Origin of the sequence: Streptomyces longisporus, from assembly GCF_039532765.1 — a bacterium.
In the GTDB taxonomy this organism is placed as follows: domain Bacteria; phylum Actinomycetota; class Actinomycetes; order Streptomycetales; family Streptomycetaceae; genus Streptomyces; species Streptomyces longisporus.
Genome location: NZ_BAAASG010000004.1, coordinates 261,004 through 282,047, shown reverse-complemented (window position 1 = coordinate 282,047; position 21,044 = coordinate 261,004). Strand labels below are relative to the sequence as shown.

The window sequence follows — 21,044 nt, the reverse complement described above, 5'->3', positions numbered from 1 at the left end:
TGGAGTGACGGGTGGGGGCGTCGGTCAGCGTCTGACGTGGGCCGATGCGCCCGCGACGAGCGCCTCGACCTCGGCGAGCGAGGCCATGGAGACGTCTCCGGGGGTGGTCATGGTGAGCGCGCCGTGGGCGGTGCCGTAGGCCAGGGCGCGCTCCAGGCCTGCGCCGGTGAGCAGTCCGTGGATCAGTCCGGCGGCGAAGGCGTCGCCGGAGCCGATGCGGTCCAGGACGTGCAGTCCGGGCATCCGCGGGCCGGTGACGAAGCCCGTTTCGGCGGACCAGCCGGCCGAGGACCAGTCGTTGACGCCGGCCGAGGGCACCTCGCGCAGGGTCGTCGCCAGTACTTTCGCCGCGGGCAGCAGGCCGGCCACCTCGGCGAGCGCGTCCGCCACCTCGTCGGCGCCGACACGCGTCTGTCCTGGGTGGGTCCCGGCCAACCCGAGGGCGCCCACCACCACGTCGGCCTGCCGGGCGAGCCGCAGGTCGACCTCGCGGGCCCGTTCGGCGCCGCCCCGGCCGGCCCAGAGGCTGGGGCGGTGGTTGGGGTCGTAGGAGACGGTGACGCCATGGCGGCGGGCCGCGGCCATGGCCTCGTCCGCGACGTCCACCGTGGTGTCGGACAGGCCCGCGAAGATGCCGCCGGTGTGGAACCAGCGCACCCCGGCCGAGAACACCGCATCCCAGTCGACGTCCCCTTTGTCCAGCTGGGAGACGGCGGTGTGCGCGCGGTCGCTGACGCCCAGTGCGCCGCGGATGCCGTAGCCGCGCTCGACGAAGTTCAGGCCGTTGCGGGCACTGCGGCCGATGCCGTCGTCGGGCACCCAGCGGATCAGCGAGGTGTCGACACCGCCCTGCAGGATCAGGTCCTCGACCAGCCGGCCCACGGCGTTGTCGGCGAGCGCGGTCACGACGGCCGTGCGCAGGCCGAAGCAGCGGCGCAGTCCGCGGACGACGTTGTACTCGCCCCCGCCCTCCCAGACCTGGAAGGTGCGGGCGGTGCGGATGCGCCCCTCGCCCGGGTCGAAGCGCAGCATGACCTCGCCGAGGGCCACCACGTCGGTCACGTCCTGCTCCTTTCGACCGCATCGGCGGTCAGTCTGCGGATCTCCTCGTAGTCACCGCGGCGAAGGTGGTCCGCGGTGGCCATCCAGCTGCCGCCGACGGCGAGCACCGCCGGGTCGGCCAGGTAGGCGGCCATGCGGTACGCGTCGATCCCGCCCGTGGGCACGAAGCGCATCCCGGGAAAAGGGGCCGCCAGCGCACGCAGCGTCCGCAGGCCGCCGAGCGGCTCGGCGGGGAAGAGCTTGACGGTGTCGAGGCCCGCCCTCAGGGCACGCATCAACTCGGTGGCGGTGGCGATCCCCGGCACCACGGGCACGCCCAGCTCACGGCACTTGGCGACGACCTCGTCGTCGAAGCCGGGCGAGACGACGAAGCGGGCCCCGGCCGCGACGGCCCGCTCCGCCTGTTCGGGGGTGAGCACCGTGCCGGCGCCGACGGTGAGGCCACCGTGGGCGGCCATCGTCTTGAGCACCTGTTCGGCGTCCGGGGTGCGGAAGGTGACCTCGGCGGACCGGGCACCGCCCGCCGCGAGCGCGTCGGCGAGCGGGCCGGCGGTCGCGGTGGACGGCACGGTCAGCACCGGCAGAAGACGGGCTCCGGCCAGCACCGAGGGCAGGTCGGCGGTCATCGGCCCAGCCATCCGCCGTCGACGGGGAGGACGGTGCCGTGGATGTAGGCGGCCGCGTCCGAAGCGAGGAAGACGGTGGCGCCCGCGAGGTCGTCGGCGCTGCCCCAGCGTCCGGCCGGGATGCGGTCCAGGATCGCCTTGCTGCGCACCGGGTCGTCCTGCAGGGCCTGGGTGTTGTCGGTGGCGATGTAGCCCGGCGCGAGGGCGTTGACGTTGACGCCGTGCGGCGCCCACTCGTTGGCCAGCGCCTTGGTCAGACCCGCGATGCCGTGCTTGGCGGCGGTGTAGCCGGGGACGGTGATACCGCCCTGGAAGCTGAGCAGCGAGGCGGTGAAGATGACCTTCCCCCGGCCGCGGGCGACCATCGACGCGCCGACCGCGCGGGTCAGCGCGAACTGCGCGTTGAGGTTGACCTGGAGCACCAACTCCCAGTCGGCATCGGTGTGTTCGGCGGCGGGGGCGCGGCGGATCGTGCCCGCGTTGTTGACCAGGATGTCGACCGGCCGCTCACGCCCGGCGAGGTCCGCGCCCAGGGCCCGTACGGCGTCGGGGTCGGCGAAGTCGGTGCGGATCGCCTCGAAGCTGCGGCCCGCGGCGGTGACGTCCTTCTCCACCGCGCTGCCGGATTGCTCCAGGGACGCGCTGACGCCGATGACGTCCGCGCCGGCCTCGGCGAGCGCGCGGGCCATGGCGCGGCCGATGCCGCGCCGGGCGCCGGTGACGACGGCGAGCTTTCCGGTCAGGTCGAAGGCGGTCATACGGCGGCCTCCTGGGCGTCGTCGGTGCAGTCCACGAGGATCTTCATCACGTCGCCGCCGCCCTCCAGGGCCTCGAATGCGGCCGGGGCCTGGGTGAGCGGCACGACCTTGCTGATCAGCCGCTCGGCCGGGATGGTGCCGTCCGCGACCAGGGCGACCGCCTTCTCGAAGTCGGAGCGGTCGTACAACCGGGCGCCGACGAGGGTGAGTTCGCGCCAGAAGAAGCGGTGCAGGTTCACCTCGCGGGGGCGGGGGTGGATGGCGACGAGGCACAGGCGGCCGCGCACTCCCAGCACGTCGACCGCCGTGTCCACGCCGCCTGCCGCGCCGGACACCTCGAAGGCGACGTCCGCGCCCGCGTCCCCGGTCCACGCGCCGACCAGCTCGGCCACATCCTCGGCGGCGGGATCCCACACGGTCAGTCCCAACTCCTCGGCGAGCAGCCGCCGGTGGGCGCTCAGCTCCACCACCCGGACGTCGGCCCCGGCGGCCTTCGCCACCAATGCGATCAGGACACCGACGGGGCCGCCACCGACCACCACCACGCGCTCGCCGTCCTTCACGGCAGCCCGGCCCACGTCGTGCACCGCGACCGCGGTGGGCTCGACGAGCGCGGCCCGGTCCAAGGGGAGGGTGGCGGGCAACCGGATCAGGGTGGAGGCGGGCACGGTCCAGCGCTGCTGCATCGCTCCCGGCGAGTCGATGCCGATGAAGTCCAGGTGCTGGCAGATGTGCTGGTGGCCGGCGCGGCAGGCCGGGCAGGTGTCGTCCCAGCGCAGCGGCATCACGGTGACCGCGTCGCCGGGATGCCAGCCCTCGACGCCGGGGCCGACGCGGACGACGCGGCCGGACATCTCGTGGCCCAGGACGGCGGGCGCGGCCACCCGGGCGTCCATGTCGCCGTGGAAGATGTGCAGGTCGGTACCGCAGATACCGACATAGGCGGGGGCGAGTTCCACCTCACCGGGTCCGGGCGGCGCAGTGCGTGCGGGCGCCGCGTCCAGGGTGCGGGCGGACAGGTAGCGGACGGCTAGTGTCATCGTGTGGTCAGGGTCCCTTCAGCGCGGACGCCGATGGTCAGCAGCAGGTTGGCGTAGGTGCGGGTGTCGGCGGTGACGATCGCCAGTGCCAGGTCGGGTGAGCGGGCGGCGTCGTAGAACTCGAAGCGGCCGAGCGTGTCGACCGGGAGGGGCGCCAGCTTCGAGCGGTACTCGGCGATGGCGGGCGGCTCCGGTTCGCCCTCGGGCGGCACCATCACGTGGGCCGCTTCGACGGGCAGGGCGCGCAGCAGGACGTCGAGCACGGTGGTGACGTCGAGCAGGCCGGGGGCGAGGTTGAGGTGGACGGTTCTGGCGCGCTCACCGGTGGCGGTGCTCGCGGGGTAGTGGCCGTCGGCGAGCAGCACGCGGGCGCCGTGGCCGGCTCCGGCCAGGGATTCGAGGATGCCGGGGTGCAGCAGTTCGGTCAGGAGCACGGCGTCCCCGCCTTCGTCGGAGTAGGGGTAGGGGTAGGAGTAGGGCTCAGGTGGTAGAAGGCGGTCGCGGTGCCGGCGAGCACGGCCTGGGTCTCCGTGCCGGAGCAGTCGTTCAGGAGTTCCTCGACGGTGGCGGCCCAGCGGTTCCAGCCGCCGGCGAGGACACAGACGGGCCAGTCGGAGCCGAACATCAGCCGGTCGGGACCGAAGGCGGAGAGCAGGACGTCCCACACCGGGCGGATGTCGTCGACGGTCCACTTCTCGTGGTCGGCCTCCGTGGCCAGACCCGACACCTTGCAGTGGACCTGGGGATGCCGGGCCAGCAGCCGCAACTGCCGTGCCCAGTCGTCCAGTTCGCGCCGCGCGACGGAGGGCTTGCCCGCGTGGTCCAGGACGAGGGGCAGCTCCGGCAGCCGTTCCGCGAGGCGGATCGCCTGGGGGAGCTGGTGGCTGCGGACCAGCACGTCGTATCCGAGCCCGCGCTCCGCGACCGCTCGCAACCCCCGTTCGACGTCCGGGCGTTGAAGCCACTGCGGATCCGACTCGCCCTGTACGAGGTGCCGTACGGCGCGCAGGTACCGTCCTGCGGGCCCGGCCCGCAGGTCGTCGAGTACGTCGCCGATCGCGGGGGACGTCAGGTCCGCCCAGCCGACCACGGCGCCGATCAGCGGGTCGCTGTCGGCCAGGGCGAGGAGGTCGCGGGTCTCGGGCACGGAGGCGATGCACTGGACGACCACCGTGCTCGTCAGTCGCCGTCCGGCGATCGGCCGGGTCGCGGCCGAGCGCAGGGCGTGCGAGCTGAAGTTGCGGCGGATCGGCTCGTGACCGGGCTCGTCCAGCCAGGGCTGGGGCCTGAGGTGCAGGTCCCACACGTGGTGGTGGGCGTCGACGAGGGCCAGGGCGTCAGACACGAGCGGTCCAGACGGGGCCGTCGGGGTAGGCGTACTCCTTGAGGGACTCGGCGTGCATCTGCGCGCTCAGCCCCGGCAGCGTGGGCGGCAGGTAGTGGCCGTCGACGATGCGCACCGGGTCGACGAAGTGCTCGTGCAGGTGGTCGACGTACTCGATGACGCGGTCCTCGGTGGTGCCGGAGACGGCGACGTAGTCGAACATCGACAGGTGCTGCACCATCTCGCACAGGCCCACGCCGCCCGCGTGCGGGCAGACGGGGACGCCGAACTTCGCGGCAAGGAGCAGGATCGCGATGTTCTCGCCCACTCCGCCGACCCGCGCGGAGTCGATCTGCACGATGTCGACCGCGCCGGCCTGCAGGAGCTGCTTGAAGACGACCCGGTTCGCGATGTGCTCACCGGTGGCGACCTTGATGGGGGTGACCGCCTCGCGGACCGCGGCATGGCCGAGGATGTCGTCCGGGGAGGTGGGCTCCTCGATCCAGTACGGGTCGTACGGGGCCAGGGCGTGCATCCAGTCGATGGCGGGCTGGACGTCCCATCTCTGGTTGGCGTCGACGGCGATGCGGATGTCCGGGCCGACGGTCTCGCGGGCGACGCGCATGCGCCGTATGTCGTCCTGAAGGTCCGCGCCGACCTTCAGCTTGATCTGGGTGAAGCCGTCGGCGACGGCCTCGCGGGCCAGGCGGGAAAGCTTCTCGTCGGAGTAGCCGAGCCAGCCGGGGGTGGTGGTGTAGGCGGGGTAGCCCCGGTCGAGCAGGTGGCCGATGCGCTGTGCGCGGCCGGGCTCGGCGCGGCGCAGGATCTCCAGGGCCTCCTCGGGGGTGAGGGCGTCGGAGAGCCAGCGGAAGTCGACCTGCGCGACCAGCTCCTCCGGTGTCATTTCGCCGAGGAAGCGCCACACGGGCTTGCCGGCGCGCTTGGCGGCCAGGTCCCAGGCCGCGTTGACGACGGCGCCGGTGGCCATGTGGATGGCGCCCTTCTCCGGGCCCAGCCAGCGCAGTTGGGGGTCGTGGACGAGGGAGCGGGAGAACGCGCCGAGGTCGCCGCAGACCTCCTCGACGGACAGGCCGACCACGTGCGGGGCGAGGGCCGCGATGGCGGCGGCCTGGACGTCGTTGCCGCGGCCGGTGGTGAAGGCCAGCGCGTGGCCCTCCAGACCGTCGGAGGCGTCGGTGCGCAGGACGACATAGGCGGCGGAGTAGTCGGGTTCGGGGTTCATCGCGTCCGACCCGTCCAGATGCTCGGACGTCGGGAAACGCACGTCCAGCACGTCCAGGGCGGTGATACGGGCAGAGGCCGGGGAAGCGGACGGGGCGGATGACATGGCGGCAACTCCTGTGAGAGCAGGGGCGATACGGCCCCTTGCGACGAGAGGGCGGTGGGGCGGAGGGTGCCGGGCGGCCGGGAGGGCCGCCCGGTTCACTCCTGGACCTTGCCGCCGGTGATGCGTGAGATGGCCAGGGCGACCAGGATGATCAGGCCGTTGAGAGCGCCGATCCACTGCGCGGGGACGCCCGCCAGCGTGAGCACGTTCTGGATCATGAAGAGCAGCAGGATGCCGCAGAAGGCCCCGAACATGGTGCCCTTGCCGCCGTTGAGGCTGATCCCGCCGATGACGGCGGCGGCGAACACGGTGAAGATGTAGCCGTTGCCCTGCGCGGAGGCGACCGAGGCCAGGCGTCCGGAGAGCATCAGCCCGGCGAGGGCGGCGAGCAGGCTGCCGGTGACGATGACGATCCACAGCACCCGGTCGGTGCGGATACCGGCGGCCTTCGCGGCGTCGACGTTGCCGCCGATGGCGTAGAGGGAGCGGCCGAAGCTGGTCCAGCCGAGCACCACGATCGCGACGGCGAACAGCGCCAGGCAGACCCAGATGGACGCGGGCATCCCGAACCATTCGGTGGTGCCGAGGTAGAGCATCGACTGCGGCAGCTGGAAGAAGGTCTGGCCACCGGAGATACCGGTCAGGACACCGCGCAGCACGATCAGCATGCCGAGGGTGACGATGAAGCCGTTGAGGCCGAAGCGGATGATCAGCAGGGCGTTGATCACGCCGATCAGCAGACCGGTGGCGAGCGTGACGGGGATGGCCCAGGCGCCGGGCAGGAGGCCCAGTCCGTGGCCCGCGCCGGCGGGTACCACCAGCCAGGCCGCGACGCCGGGTGCGAGGCCCATGGTGGACTCGAGCGACAGGTCCATCTTCTTGACGATCAGGATCATCGTCTGGGCGAGGACAAGCAGGGCCATCTCGGACATGGTCTGCAGGACGTTGATGAGGTTGTCGGCCTGCAGGAACACCGGGTTGACGATCTGTCCGACGATCGCGATGACCACGATGGCCGGGACGAGCGCCAGGTCGCGCAGCCGGGCCAGCGGTATCCGGCCGCCGAGCAGCGCGGTCCGCTTCGCCTCGGGCTCCGGGGCGCCCGCCGCGGCGGTGTCCGCGAGGACGGTTTCAGGCATGGAGGTCCACTCCTTCCATCGCGGCCACGAGGTCGTGGTCGTGCCAGCCGCGGGCGATCTCTGAGGTCACTCGGCCCTGGAACATCACCAGGACCCGGTCGCACATGCGCAGGTCGTCCAGTTCGTCGGAGGCGATGAGCACTCCGGTACCGGTCTGCGCGGTCTCCTCGACCTTGCCGAGGAGGAATTCCTTGGAGCGCACGTCCACGCCCGCGGTCGGGTTGATCAGGACCAGCAGCCGGGGGTCGTCGGCCAGGGCACGGGCCATGACGACCTTCTGCTGGTTGCCGCCGGAGAGCGCGGAGACGGGCAGGTCGGGGCCGGGAGTCTTGATCGCCAGCTTCTCGATCATGCCCTCGGCGAGCCGGTCCCGGCGGCTGCGGCTCAGGAACCCGTTCGCACCGAGCCGCTTCGGCACGGACAGCGTGGCGTTGTCCGCGATCGACATGTCGGGCACGAAGCCCTGGTGGTGGCGGTCCTGGGGAACGAACCCGGCGCCTGCGGCGAGCGCCGCGGGCACGCTGCCCGGCCGTGGCCGCTTCCCTGCGATCTCCACCTCACCCGCCGCTGCCGCGCGCAGTCCTACGACGGTCTCGGCGACCTCGGTACGACCGCTGCCGGCGGCCCCCGCGAGGCCGACGATCTCGCCGGCCCCGATCCGGAAGCTGACGTCGTCGTACCCCTCGCCCTGCAGCGCGCGGACGTTCAGTGCGGCCGTGGCGCCGGCGTCGAGGGTGGCGGCCCGTTCCGCGCGCCGGTCGGCGGCCGCCTCGCCGGTCATGGCGGCGACGAGGTCGGCGCGGGGCAGGTCCGCGACCGGGGCGGTGACGATGTGCCGGGCGTCGCGGAACACGGTCACCATGTCGCAGATCTCGTAGACCTCCTGGAGGTGGTGGCTGATGAACAGGAAGGTGACGCCCTGGCGTTGCAGGTCTCGGATGCGGTCGAAGAGCCGGTTGATGGCCGCCCCGTCGAGTTGGGCGGTCGGCTCGTCGAGGATGATGAACCGGGCCCCGAAGGACAGCGCGCGGGCGATCTCGACGAACTGCCGCTGCTCGACGCTCAGTTCGGCGGCCGGGGTCTGCGGGTCGACGTTCACGGACCAGGCCGACAGCAGGTCCTGTGCGCGGCGGCGGGTGGCCTGCCAGCTGATGAGACGGCTCGATCCGTGGTCGTGCCGGTTCAGGAAGAGGTTCTCGGCGACGGTCAGCGTGGGGATGATCGTCGACTTCTGGTAGACGCAGGCCACGCGCCGGCGCCAGGCGTCACGGTCGCCGAGCTTGGGGGCCGGCTCCCCGCCGAAGGTCACCGTTCCCTCGTCGGGGGCCTGAAGGCCGGTGAGGACCGACACCAGGGTCGATTTGCCTGCTCCGTTGCGGCCGACGAGCGCATGGGTCTCGCCGGGCCTGATGGTGATCCGGGCGCCGTTCAGGGCCACCGTCGGACCGAATCGTTTGACGATGCCCGTCGCCTCGACGACGGGCGGGGCTGCGGGGGCCCGCCCGTCGTCCGCCGGGGCGGGCGCGGGGGTCACTGCTCGCTCCCCGTCGCTCATCTCAACCGCCTTGTTCTCGTGGGCCGTCGTGTTCCGGGGGAGGATCAGCCGAGGTTGTTGCCCCACAGCGACTTGTCGTCGCTCTTGACGCTGGGCACACCGCCGTAGGTGGCGCCGTCGGCGGTGACGAGCGGGGCGGAGAGCTGGTCCTCGAGCACGCCGTCGCGGACCTTGATGATGGTGCTGTCGTGGTCGGTCTTGCCGGGCTGGAACGTCTTCCCGTCGATCGCGGCCTTCAGGTAGTACAGGGCGTACTTGGCGTACAGGTCGGCCGGCTGGGAGACAGTGGCGTCGATCTTGCCCGCGGCGATGGACTTGAGCTCCTCGGGGATGCCGTCGTTGGACACGACGAAGACGTGCTTCTTGTCCTTCGGGTCCACCAACAAGCCCTTCTGCTTGAGCACCTGGAGCGTGCCGGCCAGGGCAAAGCTGGACTCCATGTAGACGCCCTTGATGTCCGGGTTGGCGGTCAGGTCGGTCTGGAGCTTCTGCGCGGCGGTCGCGCCGTCCCAGTTGGTGGCCTCACCGAGCACCTTGACACCGGGGTAGTTCTTCTTCATGCAGTCGTTGAACGCCTCGGTGCGGTCACGGCCGTTGATGGAGTCCAGACCGCCCTCCAGCATGACGACCTTGCCCTTGCCGCCCAGCTTGGTGCCCAGGTACTGGCAGGCCTTCTCGCCGTAGGCGCGGTTGTCGGCGCGCACGACCATGAACACCTTGCCGCTGTCGGGGCGGGTGTCGACGGTGACGACGGGGATCTTCTTCGCCTCCAGCTGCGCGAGGGTGGGCGCGATGGCGGCGGTGTCCTGCGGGGCCATCGCGATGCCCTTGACGCCCTGGCTGATGAAAGTCTGCGCGTTGGCGGTGAGCTTGGCGACGTCGTTCTGCGAGTTGGTGGTCTTCAGGTCCAGCCCCAGCTCCTTGCCGTACTGGGGCGTGTACTTGATGTAGGAGTTCCAGAAGTCGGTGTCGGAGCGCGGGTAGTCGACGCCGACCAGCGGCTTGTCGCCCGACGACGCCGAGGTGGTGGAGCCGCTGCCGCACGCACTGAGCAGAGCCAGTGCGGACACGGCGGAGACGGCTGAACAGAGGGCGGTTCTGAGTCTCATCGATGCTTCCTCGCGCTCGTCCCTGGGCGGGAGATGTTTCGCCTCGACGACATCTGCGTATCGCCGTGCGGTAGAGATGGGATGTTTATAGGCTCGACTCCGGTGAACTGTCCAGACCCTCGTCAACCTCGAAATGAAATGCCAGGTCACAGCAGTCTCGAAGGCGCGACGGATGCCGCGAAGGCGGGAGATGCATCCCATCAATCCACAGAACTGAGTCGGCCCTCTCGACACGCGAGACCCACGACAGACATGCCATGTTTGCGTGATCTCATAACGGACCAAATCCGCCAGAACATGGTCAAGTCACCTGACTGCACAGTGCTTTTCATCCCTGCACGCCGGTTGACATCCCCGGGAGACATGGCGGACCTTCATCCGTAACAAGCGGCCCGCTGCATTCCCCTGTCCCCTTCTGAACCAGGGATGTTCCATGTCCAGTTCGCTCAGCAGACGCCACTTCCTGGCCGGCGCCACCTGCGTGGCCGCTGCCGCCGTCGCCGGAGGTGTGTTCGGCGCCGGTACGGCACAGGCGGCGCCCAGCACGTACACGCCCGACTGGAACTCGGTCGACCAGCACCCGCCGGCGCCGGAGTGGTTCCAGGACGCGAAGTTCGGGATCTACTTCCACTGGGGCGTCTTCAGCGTCCCGGCGTACGAAAGCGAGTGGTACCCGCGGAACATGTACAACGCGGGCAGCAACGCCAACCAGCACCACATCGCGACCTACGGCCAGCCGTCGGCATGGCCGTACCACAACTTCATCAACGGAGCGCAGGACCTGGCCGGCAACTTCGTGAAGTTCGCGCCGAAGCTGAAGTCGGCCGGCGGGAACTTCGACCCCGACGAGTGGGCGCAACTGTTCGTCGACGCGGGCGCCAGGTTCGCCGGCCCGGTCGCCGAGCACCATGACGGCTTCTCCATGTGGGACAGCCAGGTCAACGAGTGGAACTCGGTGAACAAGGGCCCGGGGCTGAACCTGCTGCAGCTCTTCTCCACGGCCATCCGCGCCAAGGGCCTCAAACTGCTGGTCGCCATGCACCACGCGTACAACTTCAACGGCTACTACGAGTACGCCCCCGCCCAGACGGATCCGAGCCTGAAGAAGCTCTACGGCCAGCTGGGCTCGGCCGCGGAGAACCAGCTCTGGTACGACAAGCTCAAGGAGGTCATCGACCGCGCCCAGCCCGACATCCTGTGGCAGGACTTCAAGCTGGACGCCATCGACGAGACCCAGCGCCTGAACTTCCTGTCGTACTACTACAACCAGGCCAACAGCTGGGGCCGGGAGGTCGTCGCCACCTTCAAGGACGGCCTGGACAACAAGGGCGAGGTCTTCGACTACGAGCGCGGCGGTCCGGCCGACATCACCACCCCGTACTGGCTGACCGACGACAGCATCTCCAGCTCCAGCTGGTGCTACACCCAGGGCATCGGCTACTACACCATTCAGCAGATGCTGCACTCGTTCATCGACCGGGTCAGCAAGAACGGCAACATGCTGCTGAACATCGCGCCGATGGCCGACGGCACCATCCCCCAGGCGCAGAAGGACATCCTGCTCGGTATCGGCGACCATCTGAAGCGCTTCGGTGAGTCGTTGTACGGGACCCGCGCCTGGGCGGTGTACGGCGAGGGCCCGACGAAGATGGGCGGCGGTTCGTTCACCACCCCGCACGCCGGTACGGCGCAGGACATCCGCTTCACCCGCAACAAGGCCGACAACACCCTGTACGCCACCGTCCTGGGCTGGCCGGGCGGCTCGCTGACGATCAAGACGCTCAGCTCGGACCGCATCAACCTGTCGTCGCTGACCTCGGTGAAGCTCCTCGGTACCACCGCCGGCACCTACATCGACCTGCCCGCGCCGGTCCAGAGCTCCTCCGGCCTCACGGTCACCCTGCCTTCCTCGGCGCCGTACAGCGCCAACGCCTACGTCCTGAAACTGGCCTTCTCCGGTACGATCCCGGGCCTGCTGCCGGCCGCCGGCGCCGTCGCCTTCACGGACGTCAACTACACCGGTAACTCTGCCGTGTTCGCCGTGGGCGACTACACCGCGGCCGATCTGACCGCGGCCGGACTGGGCACGGACACCATCTCTTCCCTGCGGCCGTCCCCCGGCTACCAGGTGACCGGCTACTCCGGGGACAACTTCACCGGCACCTCCTGGACCTTCACCGCCGACAACCCCGATCTGCGGGTCACCGGCAACAACGACCAGATCACCTCGCTGAGGGTCCAGTTCAACCCAGCGACGTACTTCCGGATCACCAACGTCACCGACGGGCTCGCCCTGGACAGCGGCGGCAACGTGGCCTCCGGGTCCAACCTCAAGCAGTGGACCTGGGACGGCAGTCCCAACCTCCAGTGGCAGGCGGTGTCGGTGGCGGACGGCTACTACAAGCTGGTCAACCGCACCAACGGCATGGTCGCCGACGGCTGGGGCGCCACGACGGACGGCTCCCCAGCCCGACAGGCCGCCTGGAACGGCGGCCCCAACCAGCAGTGGAAGATCACCAACCGGGGCGGCAGCTACTCGATCGCCAACCGCACCACCGGCCTGGTCCTCGATGGCGGCGGCAACTCGGCCTCGGGCTCCGTCACCAAGCAGTGGACGTACGGCAGCAGTACGAACCTGCTGTGGACCTTCACGGCCCTCTGATCCTCGGGGCCTGCGAGCGGCTGCGGTGGCGTGCTTCTGGTGCGCTGCCGCAGCCGCCGTCCGGCTGGGAAGACCGGAACCGCCGGCAACACACCGGGGAAAAGGTCGGCAACCTTTTCGCGGTCGGCGGCAACTGAGCACTGCAGCATCGGTTCCCTCTTCCGAACGGACAGGTATGAAGACAGCGAGGCAGGCCGCGCGGGAGCGCCGGCGCAGACGCCGACTCCTGCTGGGCACCACATGGGCACTGGCCGCCGCGGGCGTTCTCGCCTACATGGTCATGGGGGTGTTCCCCGGCGGCGGGGCGAATGCAGGGTCTGCCGCAGGCACCCCCTCCGCCTCCCAGGTGAGGGCCGCCGGCTCGGCCGAGGCGCGCGCCGCGGCCACGTCGGCGTCCCCGACCACGACCGGCACGCCGACGCCGAAGGCCGCTGCGACCAAGCCGTCAGCTCGCCCCTCGGCCAAGGACACGCCACACTCCGGGCGGACGGCGTCCACCACGGCAGCACCGGCCGGTCGGATCAGGCCGAACACCACCTATACAGGGGTTGCCACTGCCTACGCGGCCGGTGACGGAAACGGCGCCTGTCTGTTCGGGCCCAGCGACGACCTCATGATCGCCGCGATGAACACCACCGACTACGAGACGTCCAGGGCGTGCGGTGCGTACGTGCTCGTCCACGCGGCCAACGGTGCCTCCGTCACCGTACGGATCACCAACGAATGCCCCCTGCCCTGCGCACCCGGGCAACTGGACCTCAGCCAGCAGGCCTTCGCCAAGCTCGCCGACCTCAAGGTCGGCCGGCTGCCGATCACCTGGCAGCTGGTGAGCCCCGGCACGGCCGGCACGATGTCGATCAGGTACAAGACCGGGTCCAGCCCCTACTGGTGCGGCATCCAGGTGATCGGCCACCGGAACCCGGTGGCGCGGCTGGAGGTCCGCACCTCGGGCGGCTGGCGGCAGTTGCCGCGCACCGACTACAACTACTTCGTTTCCGCCGACGGCGCCGGATGCGGCGGCTCGATCAGAGTCACGGACATCTACGGGGAACAGCTGACCGTCAGCGGGATCGCCCTGCGGCCGGACGTCGTGCAACCGACCCAGGTCCAGTTCGCGCGGCACTGATCACACGGCCGACCAGGGGCCCCGCCACCCGTGCGGGGCCACTCTGCGTGGGCGCATGCCAGGCACTATGGGGTGTATGGAGCACGCCGGCGGTGAGGGGCCGAGAGCGGGCGCCCCGGGGCCGGAGTCCCGTGAGGCCGCCGGGCCGCACGTCGGTGTTCTCGGTGGGCTGACCGTGACGCGTGGCGGACGGGCCCTGAGCCTCGGCGGGCCCCGGCCGCGTGCGCTGTTCGTGCTGCTGGTGCTGGCGCGGGGCGCTGTGGTCACCTGCGACCGGCTGGTCGACGCCATGTGGGACGAGGATCCGCCGCCCAGCGCGGTCGGTGCTCTGCAGGCGTACGTCTCGCGGCTGCGGCGGGAGCTGGAACCTGCCCGTACCTCCGGTTCCCGCAGCAGCGTCCTCGTACGGGAGGGTGCCGGTTACGCGATCCGTCTCGCCGCCGACGAGGTCGACGCCTGGCGGTTCGAAGCGCTGCTCGAACAGGCCGGCCGGCCCGCGACATCGGTGACGGAGAAGGTCGGCCTGCTCACCGAGGCGCTTCTCTCGGCGGTGCCCGCCAACCCGTGCTCCCGATCGCGGACGAAGCCGCCTCCCCATGGTTCAGGTGCCCTCTTCCCAGGGCAGCGACCGTCCGCAGCACTGCTCGACGAGTCGCCGGACCTCTTCGGGGGTCTCGCGGGTGAGGGCGACGGCCGCCAGGGAGGAACAGGTGTCGTGGCGCAGGCGGCGGATGCGGGACCGGACCTCGTCGAGGGCGGCGGGGCCGACCGAGAGGCTGTCGCAGCCGAGGCCGATGAGGAGGGGGGTCACCAGGGGGTGTGCGGCGGCGTCGCCGCAGACGGAGACCTGGCGGTCGTGGCGGTGGGCGGCGGTGACCACGCGGGCGATGGCGTCGAGTACGGCGGGGTGTGCCGCCATGGCGGGGGTGGCGGCGGGGTCGCGCCGGTCCAGACCCAGGATCTGGCAGGTGAGGTCGTTGCTGCCGATGGAGAAGAAGGCGGCTTCGCGGGCGAGGTCGTCGGCCGCGGTGACCGCTTCGGGCAGTTCCACCATGATGCCCAGGGGTGGCACCGGGACGCCGGCTTCGGCGGCCGCGGCCTCGAGGAGGCGTCGGCAGGCGCGGAGTTCGTCGACGCTCGCGACCATGGGGATCATGATGCGCAGGTCGGTGTCGGCTCCGGCGCCGAGCAGGCTGCGGAACTGGTCGGCGAACGCGTCCGGTTGGGCGAGCATGAGGGGAAGACCGCGCCCGAGCCGCCCGTCCTCGCGGCTTGCGGCGAGGAACGGCGGCAGCTTGTCGTCGGCGAAGTCGAGCGTGCGCGCCGTGACGACCTGCCCGGTGAGAGCACGCAGGACGGGAACGAGGGTCGCCGCGTGCTGAGCGCGGGTGGGCCAGGCGCGATGGTTGAGGAAGGGCAGCTCGGTGCGGAGCAGGCCCACACCTTCGGCGCCCGTGGCCAGCGCCGCGCGGGCCTCGGCCGGGGTGGCCACGTTCGCCCGCAGCACGATGCGGTGACCGTCGAGTGTCTCCGCGGGCAGGTCACGCTCCTCGGCGAGGGCGAGCCTGCGGGTCCGGGCGGCCTCCATCGCCCGTAGCGCCCTGGTGCGTTCCTCCTCGTCGGGGCGGGCGACAGCGCTGCCCTGGTCGGCGTCGAGCAGGATCTCCTGGCCGTCCGGCAGGTCGAGCAGCCGCGGGTCCGCGGCCAGCAGGAAGGGAACGCCCAGCGAACGGGCGACGATGGCGGCATGCGAGTTCGGGCCGCCGGTCAGGGAGATGGCGGCCGTCACCGTCCGGCCGGGTTCCAGCAGGTCGGCGGCGCCGATCTCCTGGGCGACCAGGACCAGGGGCTGGTCCGGGGCGGGACCCGTGTCGCCGTGCAGGTGCGCGAGGACGCGGCGGCCGACCTGGCGGACGTCCGCGGCGCGCTCGGCGAGGGTGGGGTCGTCCAGGGCGGCGATGGTTCCGGCGTAGGCGTCGACGGCCTGCCGTACGGCGACGGGTACCGGCCGGCCGTCCTTCGCCCCCTTGACGGCCTGGTCGCGCAGATCCTGGTCCTGGGCGATGTAGCTGTTGACCTCCATGATGTCGGCCTGTTCGTCCTTGCCCTGTGCGCGCAGCGAGGTCGACAGTTCGAGCAGGCGTGCGGCGACGGCGTCGAAGGCGTCCGTGATCTGCTGCGTGGGATCGCCGCCGGCGCGGTGAGGCAACGCCGTCCTCGTGAAGGGCCGGTCGGTGCGGTGGAGGACGCCCAGGGCCGTGCCGGGTGCGGCGGTGTGCCCGGTGAAGGTACGGCGGTCGGTCACCGGGCCCCCAGCGTCTCGGCGAGGGCGCGGAAGACGAGGGCTGTGGAGGTGGCCCCCGGGTCCTGGTGGCCGATGCTGCGGGCGCCGAGGTAGGAGGCGCGGCCCTTGCGGGCCTGCATCGGGGCGGTGGCGCGCATGCCCTGTTCGGCGGCGTCGGCAGCAGCCCGGGCAGCCGTGCCCAAGTCGGCTCCCAGGTCCGTCTGCTGCCGGAAGGCGGCCAGTGCGGGGGCGTAGGCGTCGATCATGGTCTTGTCGCCGGGCGAGGCCGCTCCGAGCTTCTCGATGCTCGCGAGACCGGCGGCGAGTGCCGCGGCGAGCTGCTGTGGGTCGGCGGTGGCGGTGTCCAGGGCCTTGCCGATGGCCCGGAAGGCGCCGCCGTACAGCGGTCCGGAGGCGCCGCCGACGGTGGAGATGAGGGTGGTGCCGGTCTTGACCAGTACGGCCCCCACGGTGTCCGGCTCGTAGTCGGCCAGGGCCGTGACGGCGGCGGAGAAGCCGCGGTGCATGTTGGTGCCGTGGTCGGCGTCGCCGATGGCCGAGTCGAGTTGGGTGAGGTGGTCCTTGTGCTGGTCCACGGCGGCTGCGATGGCCTGCACCCAGGTGCGGGCGAGGTCGGTGTCCACGGGGTCTCCGTTCGGGGTCGGTACGGGGTGGGCGGGTGGTGTGGTGAGCCGGGGGCGGGGGCGACGGCGCGCGGGGGTGCGGTCCGGGCGGGCCGGCCGCGGGAAGGCACCTGCCCGGCCCGCGCGGGTGGCCGCGCCCCGCCCCCGGCTCGGTTCAGCTGCCCCAGCGCAGCGCCGGGGTGTTCACGGGTGCGTCCCACAGGGACAGCATGTCGGCATCGGCCTTGCACACGGTGAGGGAAACACCCGCCATGTCCAGGCTGGTCACGTAGTTGCCGACGAGGTTACGGGCAATCACCACGCCCTTGTCCGCGAGTGCGGCGGCGACCTCGTTGAAGACCACGTACAACTCGATGAGCGGGGTGCCGCCGAGACCGTTGACCATGACGATGGTCTCGTCACCGGCGTCGAGAGGCTGATCGCCCAGGATGGCGTCCAGGGCGGTGGCCACGATCTCCCTGGCCGGACGGAGCTTCTCGCGGCGCCGCCCGGGTTCACCGTGGATGCCGACGCCGACCTCCATCTCGTCCTCGGGCAGATCGAAGCCGGGCTTGCCGGAGGCGGGCGTGGTGCAGGCGGTCAGTGCCACGGCGAAGGACCGGGAGGAGGCGTTGACCCGTTTGGCCATCTCGGCGACGGCGGCGAGGTCGGCGCCCTGCTCGGCGAGCGCCCCGGCGATCTTCTCGACGAAGACCGTGGCGCCGGTGCCCCGGCGGCCGGCCGTATAGGTGGAGTCCTGGACGGCGACGTCGTCGTCGACCAGCACGGTCTCCACGGTGATGCCTTCCTCGACGGCGAGTTCGGCGGCCATCTGGAAGTTGAGGACGTCGCCCGTGTAGTTCTTCACGATGAACACCACGCCCGCGCCGCCGTCGACGGCCTGGGCCGCGGTGAGCATCTGGCCCGGCACGGGCGAGGTGAACACCTCACCGGCGCAGGCCGCGTCCAGCATGCCCCGTCCCACGAAGCCGCCGTGCAGGGGTTCGTGCCCCGAACCGCCGCCGGATACGAGGGCGACCTTGCCCGGCTTGGTGCCCGAGGCGCGGGCGATCACCCTGTTCTCCGCGTCGACCTTCAGCGAGGGGTGCGCGGCGGCGATCCCGGACAGCGCGTCGGCCAGTACCGCTTCAGGCGCGTTGATCAGCTTCTTCATGACAGGGCTCCTTCGGCGGCTGCGACGGGCTCGGGGGTCGACTCGGCGATCGTGGCGATGCCTCGGCGGGCGTTCAGGGCGACGTAGAGGAAACCGGCGGCGACCGCTCCCACGACATCGCCGATCAGATAGACCGGCAGCTGGTTCCAGTGGACCGTGCCGTTGAACAACTGGCCGACCAGCATGGGCCCGACGACACGGGCCGGGTTGATGGCGGAACTGGTGGCGGGTCCGACGACCATGATGACGGCGAACACGGCGAGGCCGATGGCGAGCCCGGCGAACCCTCCCGCCGAGCGGCGGTCGATCGCACCGAAGACGACGAAGGCGAGAACGGCGGTGCCGACGGCTTCGGCGAAGAAGGCCTGGCCGGCGCCGACTTGAGGGCCGTAGGAGGCGATGCCCAGACCGACGGTCACGGCCTTGTGGCCGAGCACCCCGATGATCGCGAGGGCTCCCAGTACGGCGCCCGCGACCTGGGCGGCTATGTAACCGGGGACGTCCCGCCAGGGCATCTTCCCCGTCGCGGCGAGCGCGAGGGTGATGGCCGGGTTGATCTGACAGCCGGAGATGTGGCCGATCGCGTAGATCATCGCGATGACGACCGTGGCGAACGCCAGCGAGATCATGCCCAGGTCGGCGAAGGTGAACGGGGCCTTGCCGTTGACGATGAGGGTGGCGGGAACCGAACCGACGCCGATGAACACCAGCATCGCGGTGCCCAGAACCTCGGCCAGAAGCTTCTGTGGGTAGGTGTTTTCTTCCATGAAAGGCGCCCAGCGCCGAGCGGCGGCTCGGGCGTCTCACCTCCTCCGCGGGGAGCGGGCTGTGAAGGGAGGGGAAAGCCGGGCGGCTTTAAGCCTCCGACTAGAGGTCGTTCACTATGGATGAACGTTGTTCCGGAAATTAAGCCCACGTTTCCGGCCTGTCAAGAGGTTCGGCAGCCCTCGCGTTGCATTGACGGGCAGACCGATACGAAGAAGGCCCCCCGGCGGGACGCCGAGGGGCCTGGATCAGGCAGGGGTCAGCTCAAGGCGGTGCGGGCGGCCGCCCCGCGCGGGGCGCCCAGGTCGCGGGAGAGGTTGCGGGCGGTCTCCCGGACGGCGACCGCAAGCTCCTGACGTGCCGATTCGGCGAGAATCCGCTCGACGGGGCCGACGATGCCGAGCGAGCCGACCACCTCGCCGGAGCGGTCGAAGACGGGAGAGGCGATACCGGCGTCCCCGATGGCGGACTCCTGGTCCTCGATCGCATAGCCCGTCCTGAGGACCTCCTTCAACTGCCCGGCCAGCTCCTCCGGGGCCGTGATGCTGGCCCCCGTGAGCACCGCCCGCTCACCCGCGAGCAGCCGCTCACGCTCCCCGGCCGGCAGGAAGGCCACGATCGCCTTGCCCAGGGCACACGTGCTCCACGGAATGCTGGCGCCCACCTCGAGGATCTGCACGGCGCCCTCAGGCCGGAACGCATGGTGCACCACCAGGACGTGATCACCGGTGAGCACGGCCACCCAGACCGCCTCGTTCGTCCGGTTCGCGAGCTGGTCCGCCCAGGTCAGCGAGCGGGTTCGCAGTTCCTGGGTGTCCAGGTAGGCGTTGCCCAGCTGCACCAGTTCCGGGCCGAGCTGGTACTTCGAACTGTCCCGGTCCTGCACCACAAGACCCTCGGCCTCCAGCGTGCGCAGCAGCGCGTGCACGGTCGGCTTGGCCACGCCCAGGCGGTCGGCCAGCTCGGTCACTCCGAGCCGCGGACCGGTGGACGCGAGCTCCCGCAGTATCTGCACCGCTCGCTGCACCGCCTGCACCATCGAAAAATTCTCCTCGGTTCACTATTGCTGAACGCTGTTCCGACATCTACGTTAGCTGTTCATGAGCGCATCTGTCGGCATCGTACTCGTGTCCCACAGCGCCGAGCTCGCCGCGGGCCTTCGCCTGCTGGTGCAGCAGATCGGCTCCGACACGGTCCCCCTCGCAACGGCCGGAGGCACCGACGACGGCCGGATCGGCACCAGTTACGACCTCGTCCTCGATGCCATCCGCGGCGTCGACCGCGGTCAGGGTGTCGTCGTCCTGCCCGACCTCGGCAGCTCCGTGCTGACCGCCCGCACCGTCCTGGAAGACCATCCCCACCCCGACGTGCTGATCGTCGACGCCCCCTTCGTCGAAGGAGCCGTAGCAGCCGTCGTCACCGCCGCATCCGGCGCCGACCTGAAGACCGTCGCCGACGCCGCCAAGGAGGCCCGTCATGTCCACAAGCTCTGAGCCCGCCACCACGACCGCGACGACCCCGTCCAGGCATGAGGCGGCCGTGGTCCTGCCCGCCAATCTGCACGCCCGTCCCGCGGGTCGACTCGCCCGGGCCGCGGCCACCTTCGACAGTGCCATACGGCTGGAGTACGGCGACCGGACGGTCAATCCGACGGGTGTGCTCGCCGTCATGGCCCTGGGGGCCACCCTCGGAAGCACCGTGACCGTCCGCGCCGAAGGCCTCGACGCCGAACAGGCCGTCACGGCCTTGGCACAGATACTCGCCACAGCCGAGTGACCGGACGCCACCGGCCGCACGAGAAGCAGAGACCAGTGGAGGCGACCTAGGTGAGCACCCCCGCCACGCACACGCCTGACGCCGGGACAGAGCCGCCCTCGCGGATCGAGGACCTCCGGGTGCCGCACATCCCCGAGGCCGTTTCCGTCGTACGCCGACGGGCACGTACCGTTCTCGCCCGGTGGCTGGTGCCCCCGGCGACGACCGACGACGCCCTCCTGGTGATCTCGGAGTTGACCACCAACGCGATCGTCCATGCGCAGCCCCCGGCAGTGCTGCGGCTGTCCATTCCTGAGGACGGCCACTGCGGCGGGCTCCGTATCGAGGTCACCGACGCGGGGCCCGTACGTCGACGACGGCCTTCGCGCCGCGGCCCTCACCTCGCCGAACACCACGAGAACGGCCGCGGGACCGGCATCGTCGCAGCCCTCTCCACCCGGCACGGAATCTCCTGTCGCCCCGGGAGGACCACCAGATGGGCCGTCCTCCACGTCACGGCCTGAAGTCACTGACGTACCGTCAACGCGTAGACGGCCAGAGGGCGCCGAGGATCACCCGAATCCGCCGGGACCGCGAGCGCGATGCGGCGAACTGCTCCGCGCAGGCGACCAGGGCGTGGGCGAGGATCTGCGGGTCGGGTGCCGGGGCAGGACGTCGCTCCGACACCATCGCG

Annotated in this window: 21 protein-coding genes and 1 pseudogene; 6 read left to right on the top strand and 16 right to left on the bottom strand. The window is 70.9% G+C overall.

Annotated elements, in window-relative coordinates:
• Positions 1 to 24 precede the first annotated feature (24 nt).
• The 10 genes from ABD355_RS08070 to ABD355_RS08025 form a co-directional block, all read right to left on the bottom strand.
• Positions 25 to 1,062 carry a sugar kinase gene (locus ABD355_RS08070; protein ID WP_344399420.1) on the bottom strand — a complete coding sequence of 346 codons (1,038 nt, stop codon included), beginning with the start codon at positions 1,060 to 1,062 and terminating at the stop codon, positions 25 to 27.
• On the bottom strand, positions 1,059 to 1,688 hold the full coding sequence (locus tag ABD355_RS08065; RefSeq protein ID WP_344399419.1) for a bifunctional 4-hydroxy-2-oxoglutarate aldolase/2-dehydro-3-deoxy-phosphogluconate aldolase: 630 nt from the start codon (positions 1,686 to 1,688) through the stop codon (positions 1,059 to 1,061). The genes ABD355_RS08070 and ABD355_RS08065 overlap by 4 nt, the downstream gene beginning before the upstream one ends.
• Positions 1,685 to 2,446 (bottom strand): SDR family oxidoreductase, encoded by a 762-nt coding sequence (locus ABD355_RS08060; protein ID WP_344399418.1) that lies wholly within the window; start codon positions 2,444 to 2,446, stop codon positions 1,685 to 1,687. The genes ABD355_RS08065 and ABD355_RS08060 overlap by 4 nt, the downstream gene beginning before the upstream one ends.
• Positions 2,443 to 3,486, bottom strand: a complete 1,044-nt coding sequence (locus tag ABD355_RS08055) for a zinc-dependent alcohol dehydrogenase (RefSeq protein WP_344399417.1) — start codon at positions 3,484 to 3,486, stop codon at positions 2,443 to 2,445. Before ABD355_RS08055 ends, ABD355_RS08060 begins: the two co-directional genes overlap by 4 nt.
• Positions 3,483 to 3,920, bottom strand: a complete 438-nt coding sequence (locus ABD355_RS08050; protein ID WP_344399416.1) for an RbsD/FucU domain-containing protein — start codon at positions 3,918 to 3,920, stop codon at positions 3,483 to 3,485. The genes ABD355_RS08055 and ABD355_RS08050 overlap by 4 nt, the downstream gene beginning before the upstream one ends.
• The gene (locus tag ABD355_RS08045) at positions 3,911 to 4,831 is read right to left on the bottom strand and encodes an amidohydrolase family protein (protein WP_344399415.1); all 921 of its coding nucleotides are present in this window, start codon (positions 4,829 to 4,831) and stop codon (positions 3,911 to 3,913) included. Before ABD355_RS08045 ends, ABD355_RS08050 begins: the two co-directional genes overlap by 10 nt.
• Positions 4,824 to 6,158, bottom strand: coding sequence for an L-fuconate dehydratase (locus tag ABD355_RS08040; RefSeq protein WP_344399414.1), 1,335 nt, complete (start codon positions 6,156 to 6,158; stop codon positions 4,824 to 4,826). The genes ABD355_RS08045 and ABD355_RS08040 overlap by 8 nt, the downstream gene beginning before the upstream one ends.
• 95 nt (positions 6,159 to 6,253) lie before the next feature.
• Entirely contained in the window at positions 6,254 to 7,297 is a 1,044-nt protein-coding gene (locus ABD355_RS08035; protein ID WP_344399413.1) for an ABC transporter permease, read from the bottom strand.
• Positions 7,290 to 8,852: a sugar ABC transporter ATP-binding protein gene (locus ABD355_RS08030; RefSeq protein WP_344399412.1), complete on the bottom strand. Its 1,563-nt coding sequence runs from the start codon at positions 8,850 to 8,852 to the stop codon at positions 7,290 to 7,292. The genes ABD355_RS08035 and ABD355_RS08030 overlap by 8 nt, the downstream gene beginning before the upstream one ends.
• Before the next feature lie 44 nt (positions 8,853 to 8,896).
• On the bottom strand, positions 8,897 to 9,961 hold the full coding sequence (locus ABD355_RS08025) for a sugar ABC transporter substrate-binding protein (RefSeq protein ID WP_344399411.1): 1,065 nt from the start codon (positions 9,959 to 9,961) through the stop codon (positions 8,897 to 8,899).
• A gap of 433 nt (positions 9,962 to 10,394) precedes the next feature.
• Here ABD355_RS08025 and ABD355_RS08020 point away from each other — a divergent pair, with 433 nt between their 5' ends.
• From ABD355_RS08020 to ABD355_RS44585, 3 genes and pseudogenes are all read left to right on the top strand, one after another.
• On the top strand, positions 10,395 to 12,623 hold the full coding sequence (locus tag ABD355_RS08020) for an alpha-L-fucosidase (protein WP_344399410.1): 2,229 nt from the start codon (positions 10,395 to 10,397) through the stop codon (positions 12,621 to 12,623).
• Between the two features lie 175 nt (positions 12,624 to 12,798).
• The gene (locus ABD355_RS08015; RefSeq protein ID WP_344399409.1) at positions 12,799 to 13,749 is read left to right on the top strand and encodes an expansin EXLX1 family cellulose-binding protein; all 951 of its coding nucleotides are present in this window, start codon (positions 12,799 to 12,801) and stop codon (positions 13,747 to 13,749) included.
• A 55-nt stretch (positions 13,750 to 13,804) separates the two neighbouring features.
• A pseudogene (locus ABD355_RS44585) lies at positions 13,805 to 14,164 on the top strand (AfsR/SARP family transcriptional regulator); the annotation flags it as partial.
• Positions 14,165 to 14,350: 186 nt separating this feature from the next.
• Here ABD355_RS44585 and ABD355_RS08010 read toward each other — a convergent pair.
• The 5 genes from ABD355_RS08010 to ABD355_RS07990 form a co-directional block, all read right to left on the bottom strand.
• Positions 14,351 to 16,054, bottom strand: coding sequence for a phosphoenolpyruvate--protein phosphotransferase (locus ABD355_RS08010; RefSeq protein WP_344399407.1), 1,704 nt, complete (start codon positions 16,052 to 16,054; stop codon positions 14,351 to 14,353).
• Positions 16,051 to 16,677, bottom strand: a complete 627-nt coding sequence (gene dhaL, locus ABD355_RS08005) for a dihydroxyacetone kinase subunit DhaL (RefSeq protein ID WP_344399405.1) — start codon at positions 16,675 to 16,677, stop codon at positions 16,051 to 16,053. Before dhaL ends, ABD355_RS08010 begins: the two co-directional genes overlap by 4 nt.
• A 154-nt stretch (positions 16,678 to 16,831) precedes the next feature.
• Entirely contained in the window at positions 16,832 to 17,830 is a 999-nt protein-coding gene (gene dhaK, locus ABD355_RS08000; protein WP_344399404.1) for a dihydroxyacetone kinase subunit DhaK, read from the bottom strand.
• A complete protein-coding gene (locus tag ABD355_RS07995; protein ID WP_344399403.1) occupies positions 17,827 to 18,597 on the bottom strand; it encodes an MIP/aquaporin family protein in 771 nt (256 codons plus the stop codon). Before ABD355_RS07995 ends, dhaK begins: the two co-directional genes overlap by 4 nt.
• 257 nt (positions 18,598 to 18,854) lie before the next feature.
• Positions 18,855 to 19,634: an IclR family transcriptional regulator gene (locus ABD355_RS07990; protein WP_344399402.1), complete on the bottom strand. Its 780-nt coding sequence runs from the start codon at positions 19,632 to 19,634 to the stop codon at positions 18,855 to 18,857.
• A 61-nt stretch (positions 19,635 to 19,695) separates the two neighbouring features.
• Here ABD355_RS07990 and dhaM point away from each other — a divergent pair, with 61 nt between their 5' ends.
• From dhaM to ABD355_RS07975, 3 genes are read left to right on the top strand one after another with little or no spacing between them, the layout of a single operon-like run.
• A complete protein-coding gene (dhaM, locus tag ABD355_RS07985; protein WP_344399401.1) occupies positions 19,696 to 20,088 on the top strand; it encodes a dihydroxyacetone kinase phosphoryl donor subunit DhaM in 393 nt (130 codons plus the stop codon).
• Positions 20,072 to 20,371 (top strand): HPr family phosphocarrier protein, encoded by a 300-nt coding sequence (locus tag ABD355_RS07980; protein WP_344399400.1) that lies wholly within the window; start codon positions 20,072 to 20,074, stop codon positions 20,369 to 20,371. The genes dhaM and ABD355_RS07980 overlap by 17 nt, the downstream gene beginning before the upstream one ends.
• A 50-nt stretch (positions 20,372 to 20,421) precedes the next feature.
• Entirely contained in the window at positions 20,422 to 20,874 is a 453-nt protein-coding gene (locus ABD355_RS07975) for an ATP-binding protein (protein WP_344399399.1), read from the top strand.
• Positions 20,875 to 20,890: 16 nt separating this feature from the next.
• On the opposite strand, the gene ABD355_RS07970 is transcribed toward ABD355_RS07975, so the two are convergent.
• The gene (locus tag ABD355_RS07970) at positions 20,891 to 21,040 is read right to left on the bottom strand and encodes a hypothetical protein (protein ID WP_344399398.1); all 150 of its coding nucleotides are present in this window, start codon (positions 21,038 to 21,040) and stop codon (positions 20,891 to 20,893) included.
• Between the last annotated feature and the right edge of the window lie 4 nt (positions 21,041 to 21,044).

Bases quoted from the DNA above. Each gene is read 5' to 3' on its own strand.
- ABD355_RS07990 (WP_344399402.1), bottom strand. From the start codon at position 19,634: ATGGTGCAGGCGGTGCAGCGAGCGGTGCAGATACTGCGGGAGCTCGCG.
- ABD355_RS07980 (WP_344399400.1), top strand. From the start codon at position 20,072: ATGTCCACAAGCTCTGAGCCCGCCACCACGACCGCGACGACCCCGTCC.
- ABD355_RS08040 (WP_344399414.1), bottom strand. From the start codon at position 6,158: ATGTCATCCGCCCCGTCCGCTTCCCCGGCCTCTGCCCGTATCACCGCC.
- ABD355_RS08015 (WP_344399409.1), top strand. From the start codon at position 12,799: ATGAAGACAGCGAGGCAGGCCGCGCGGGAGCGCCGGCGCAGACGCCGA.
- ABD355_RS08025 (WP_344399411.1), bottom strand. From the start codon at position 9,961: ATGAGACTCAGAACCGCCCTCTGTTCAGCCGTCTCCGCCGTGTCCGCA.
- dhaM (WP_344399401.1), top strand. From the start codon at position 19,696: ATGAGCGCATCTGTCGGCATCGTACTCGTGTCCCACAGCGCCGAGCTC.
- ABD355_RS07970 (WP_344399398.1), bottom strand. From the start codon at position 21,040: ATGGTGTCGGAGCGACGTCCTGCCCCGGCACCCGACCCGCAGATCCTC.
- ABD355_RS08065 (WP_344399419.1), bottom strand. From the start codon at position 1,688: ATGACCGCCGACCTGCCCTCGGTGCTGGCCGGAGCCCGTCTTCTGCCG.
- dhaK (WP_344399404.1), bottom strand. From the start codon at position 17,830: ATGAAGAAGCTGATCAACGCGCCTGAAGCGGTACTGGCCGACGCGCTG.
- ABD355_RS07995 (WP_344399403.1), bottom strand. From the start codon at position 18,597: ATGGAAGAAAACACCTACCCACAGAAGCTTCTGGCCGAGGTTCTGGGC.
- ABD355_RS08060 (WP_344399418.1), bottom strand. From the start codon at position 2,446: ATGACCGCCTTCGACCTGACCGGAAAGCTCGCCGTCGTCACCGGCGCC.
- ABD355_RS08030 (WP_344399412.1), bottom strand. From the start codon at position 8,852: ATGAGCGACGGGGAGCGAGCAGTGACCCCCGCGCCCGCCCCGGCGGAC.
- ABD355_RS08035 (WP_344399413.1), bottom strand. From the start codon at position 7,297: ATGCCTGAAACCGTCCTCGCGGACACCGCCGCGGCGGGCGCCCCGGAG.
- ABD355_RS08055 (WP_344399417.1), bottom strand. From the start codon at position 3,486: ATGACACTAGCCGTCCGCTACCTGTCCGCCCGCACCCTGGACGCGGCG.
- ABD355_RS08020 (WP_344399410.1), top strand. From the start codon at position 10,395: ATGTCCAGTTCGCTCAGCAGACGCCACTTCCTGGCCGGCGCCACCTGC.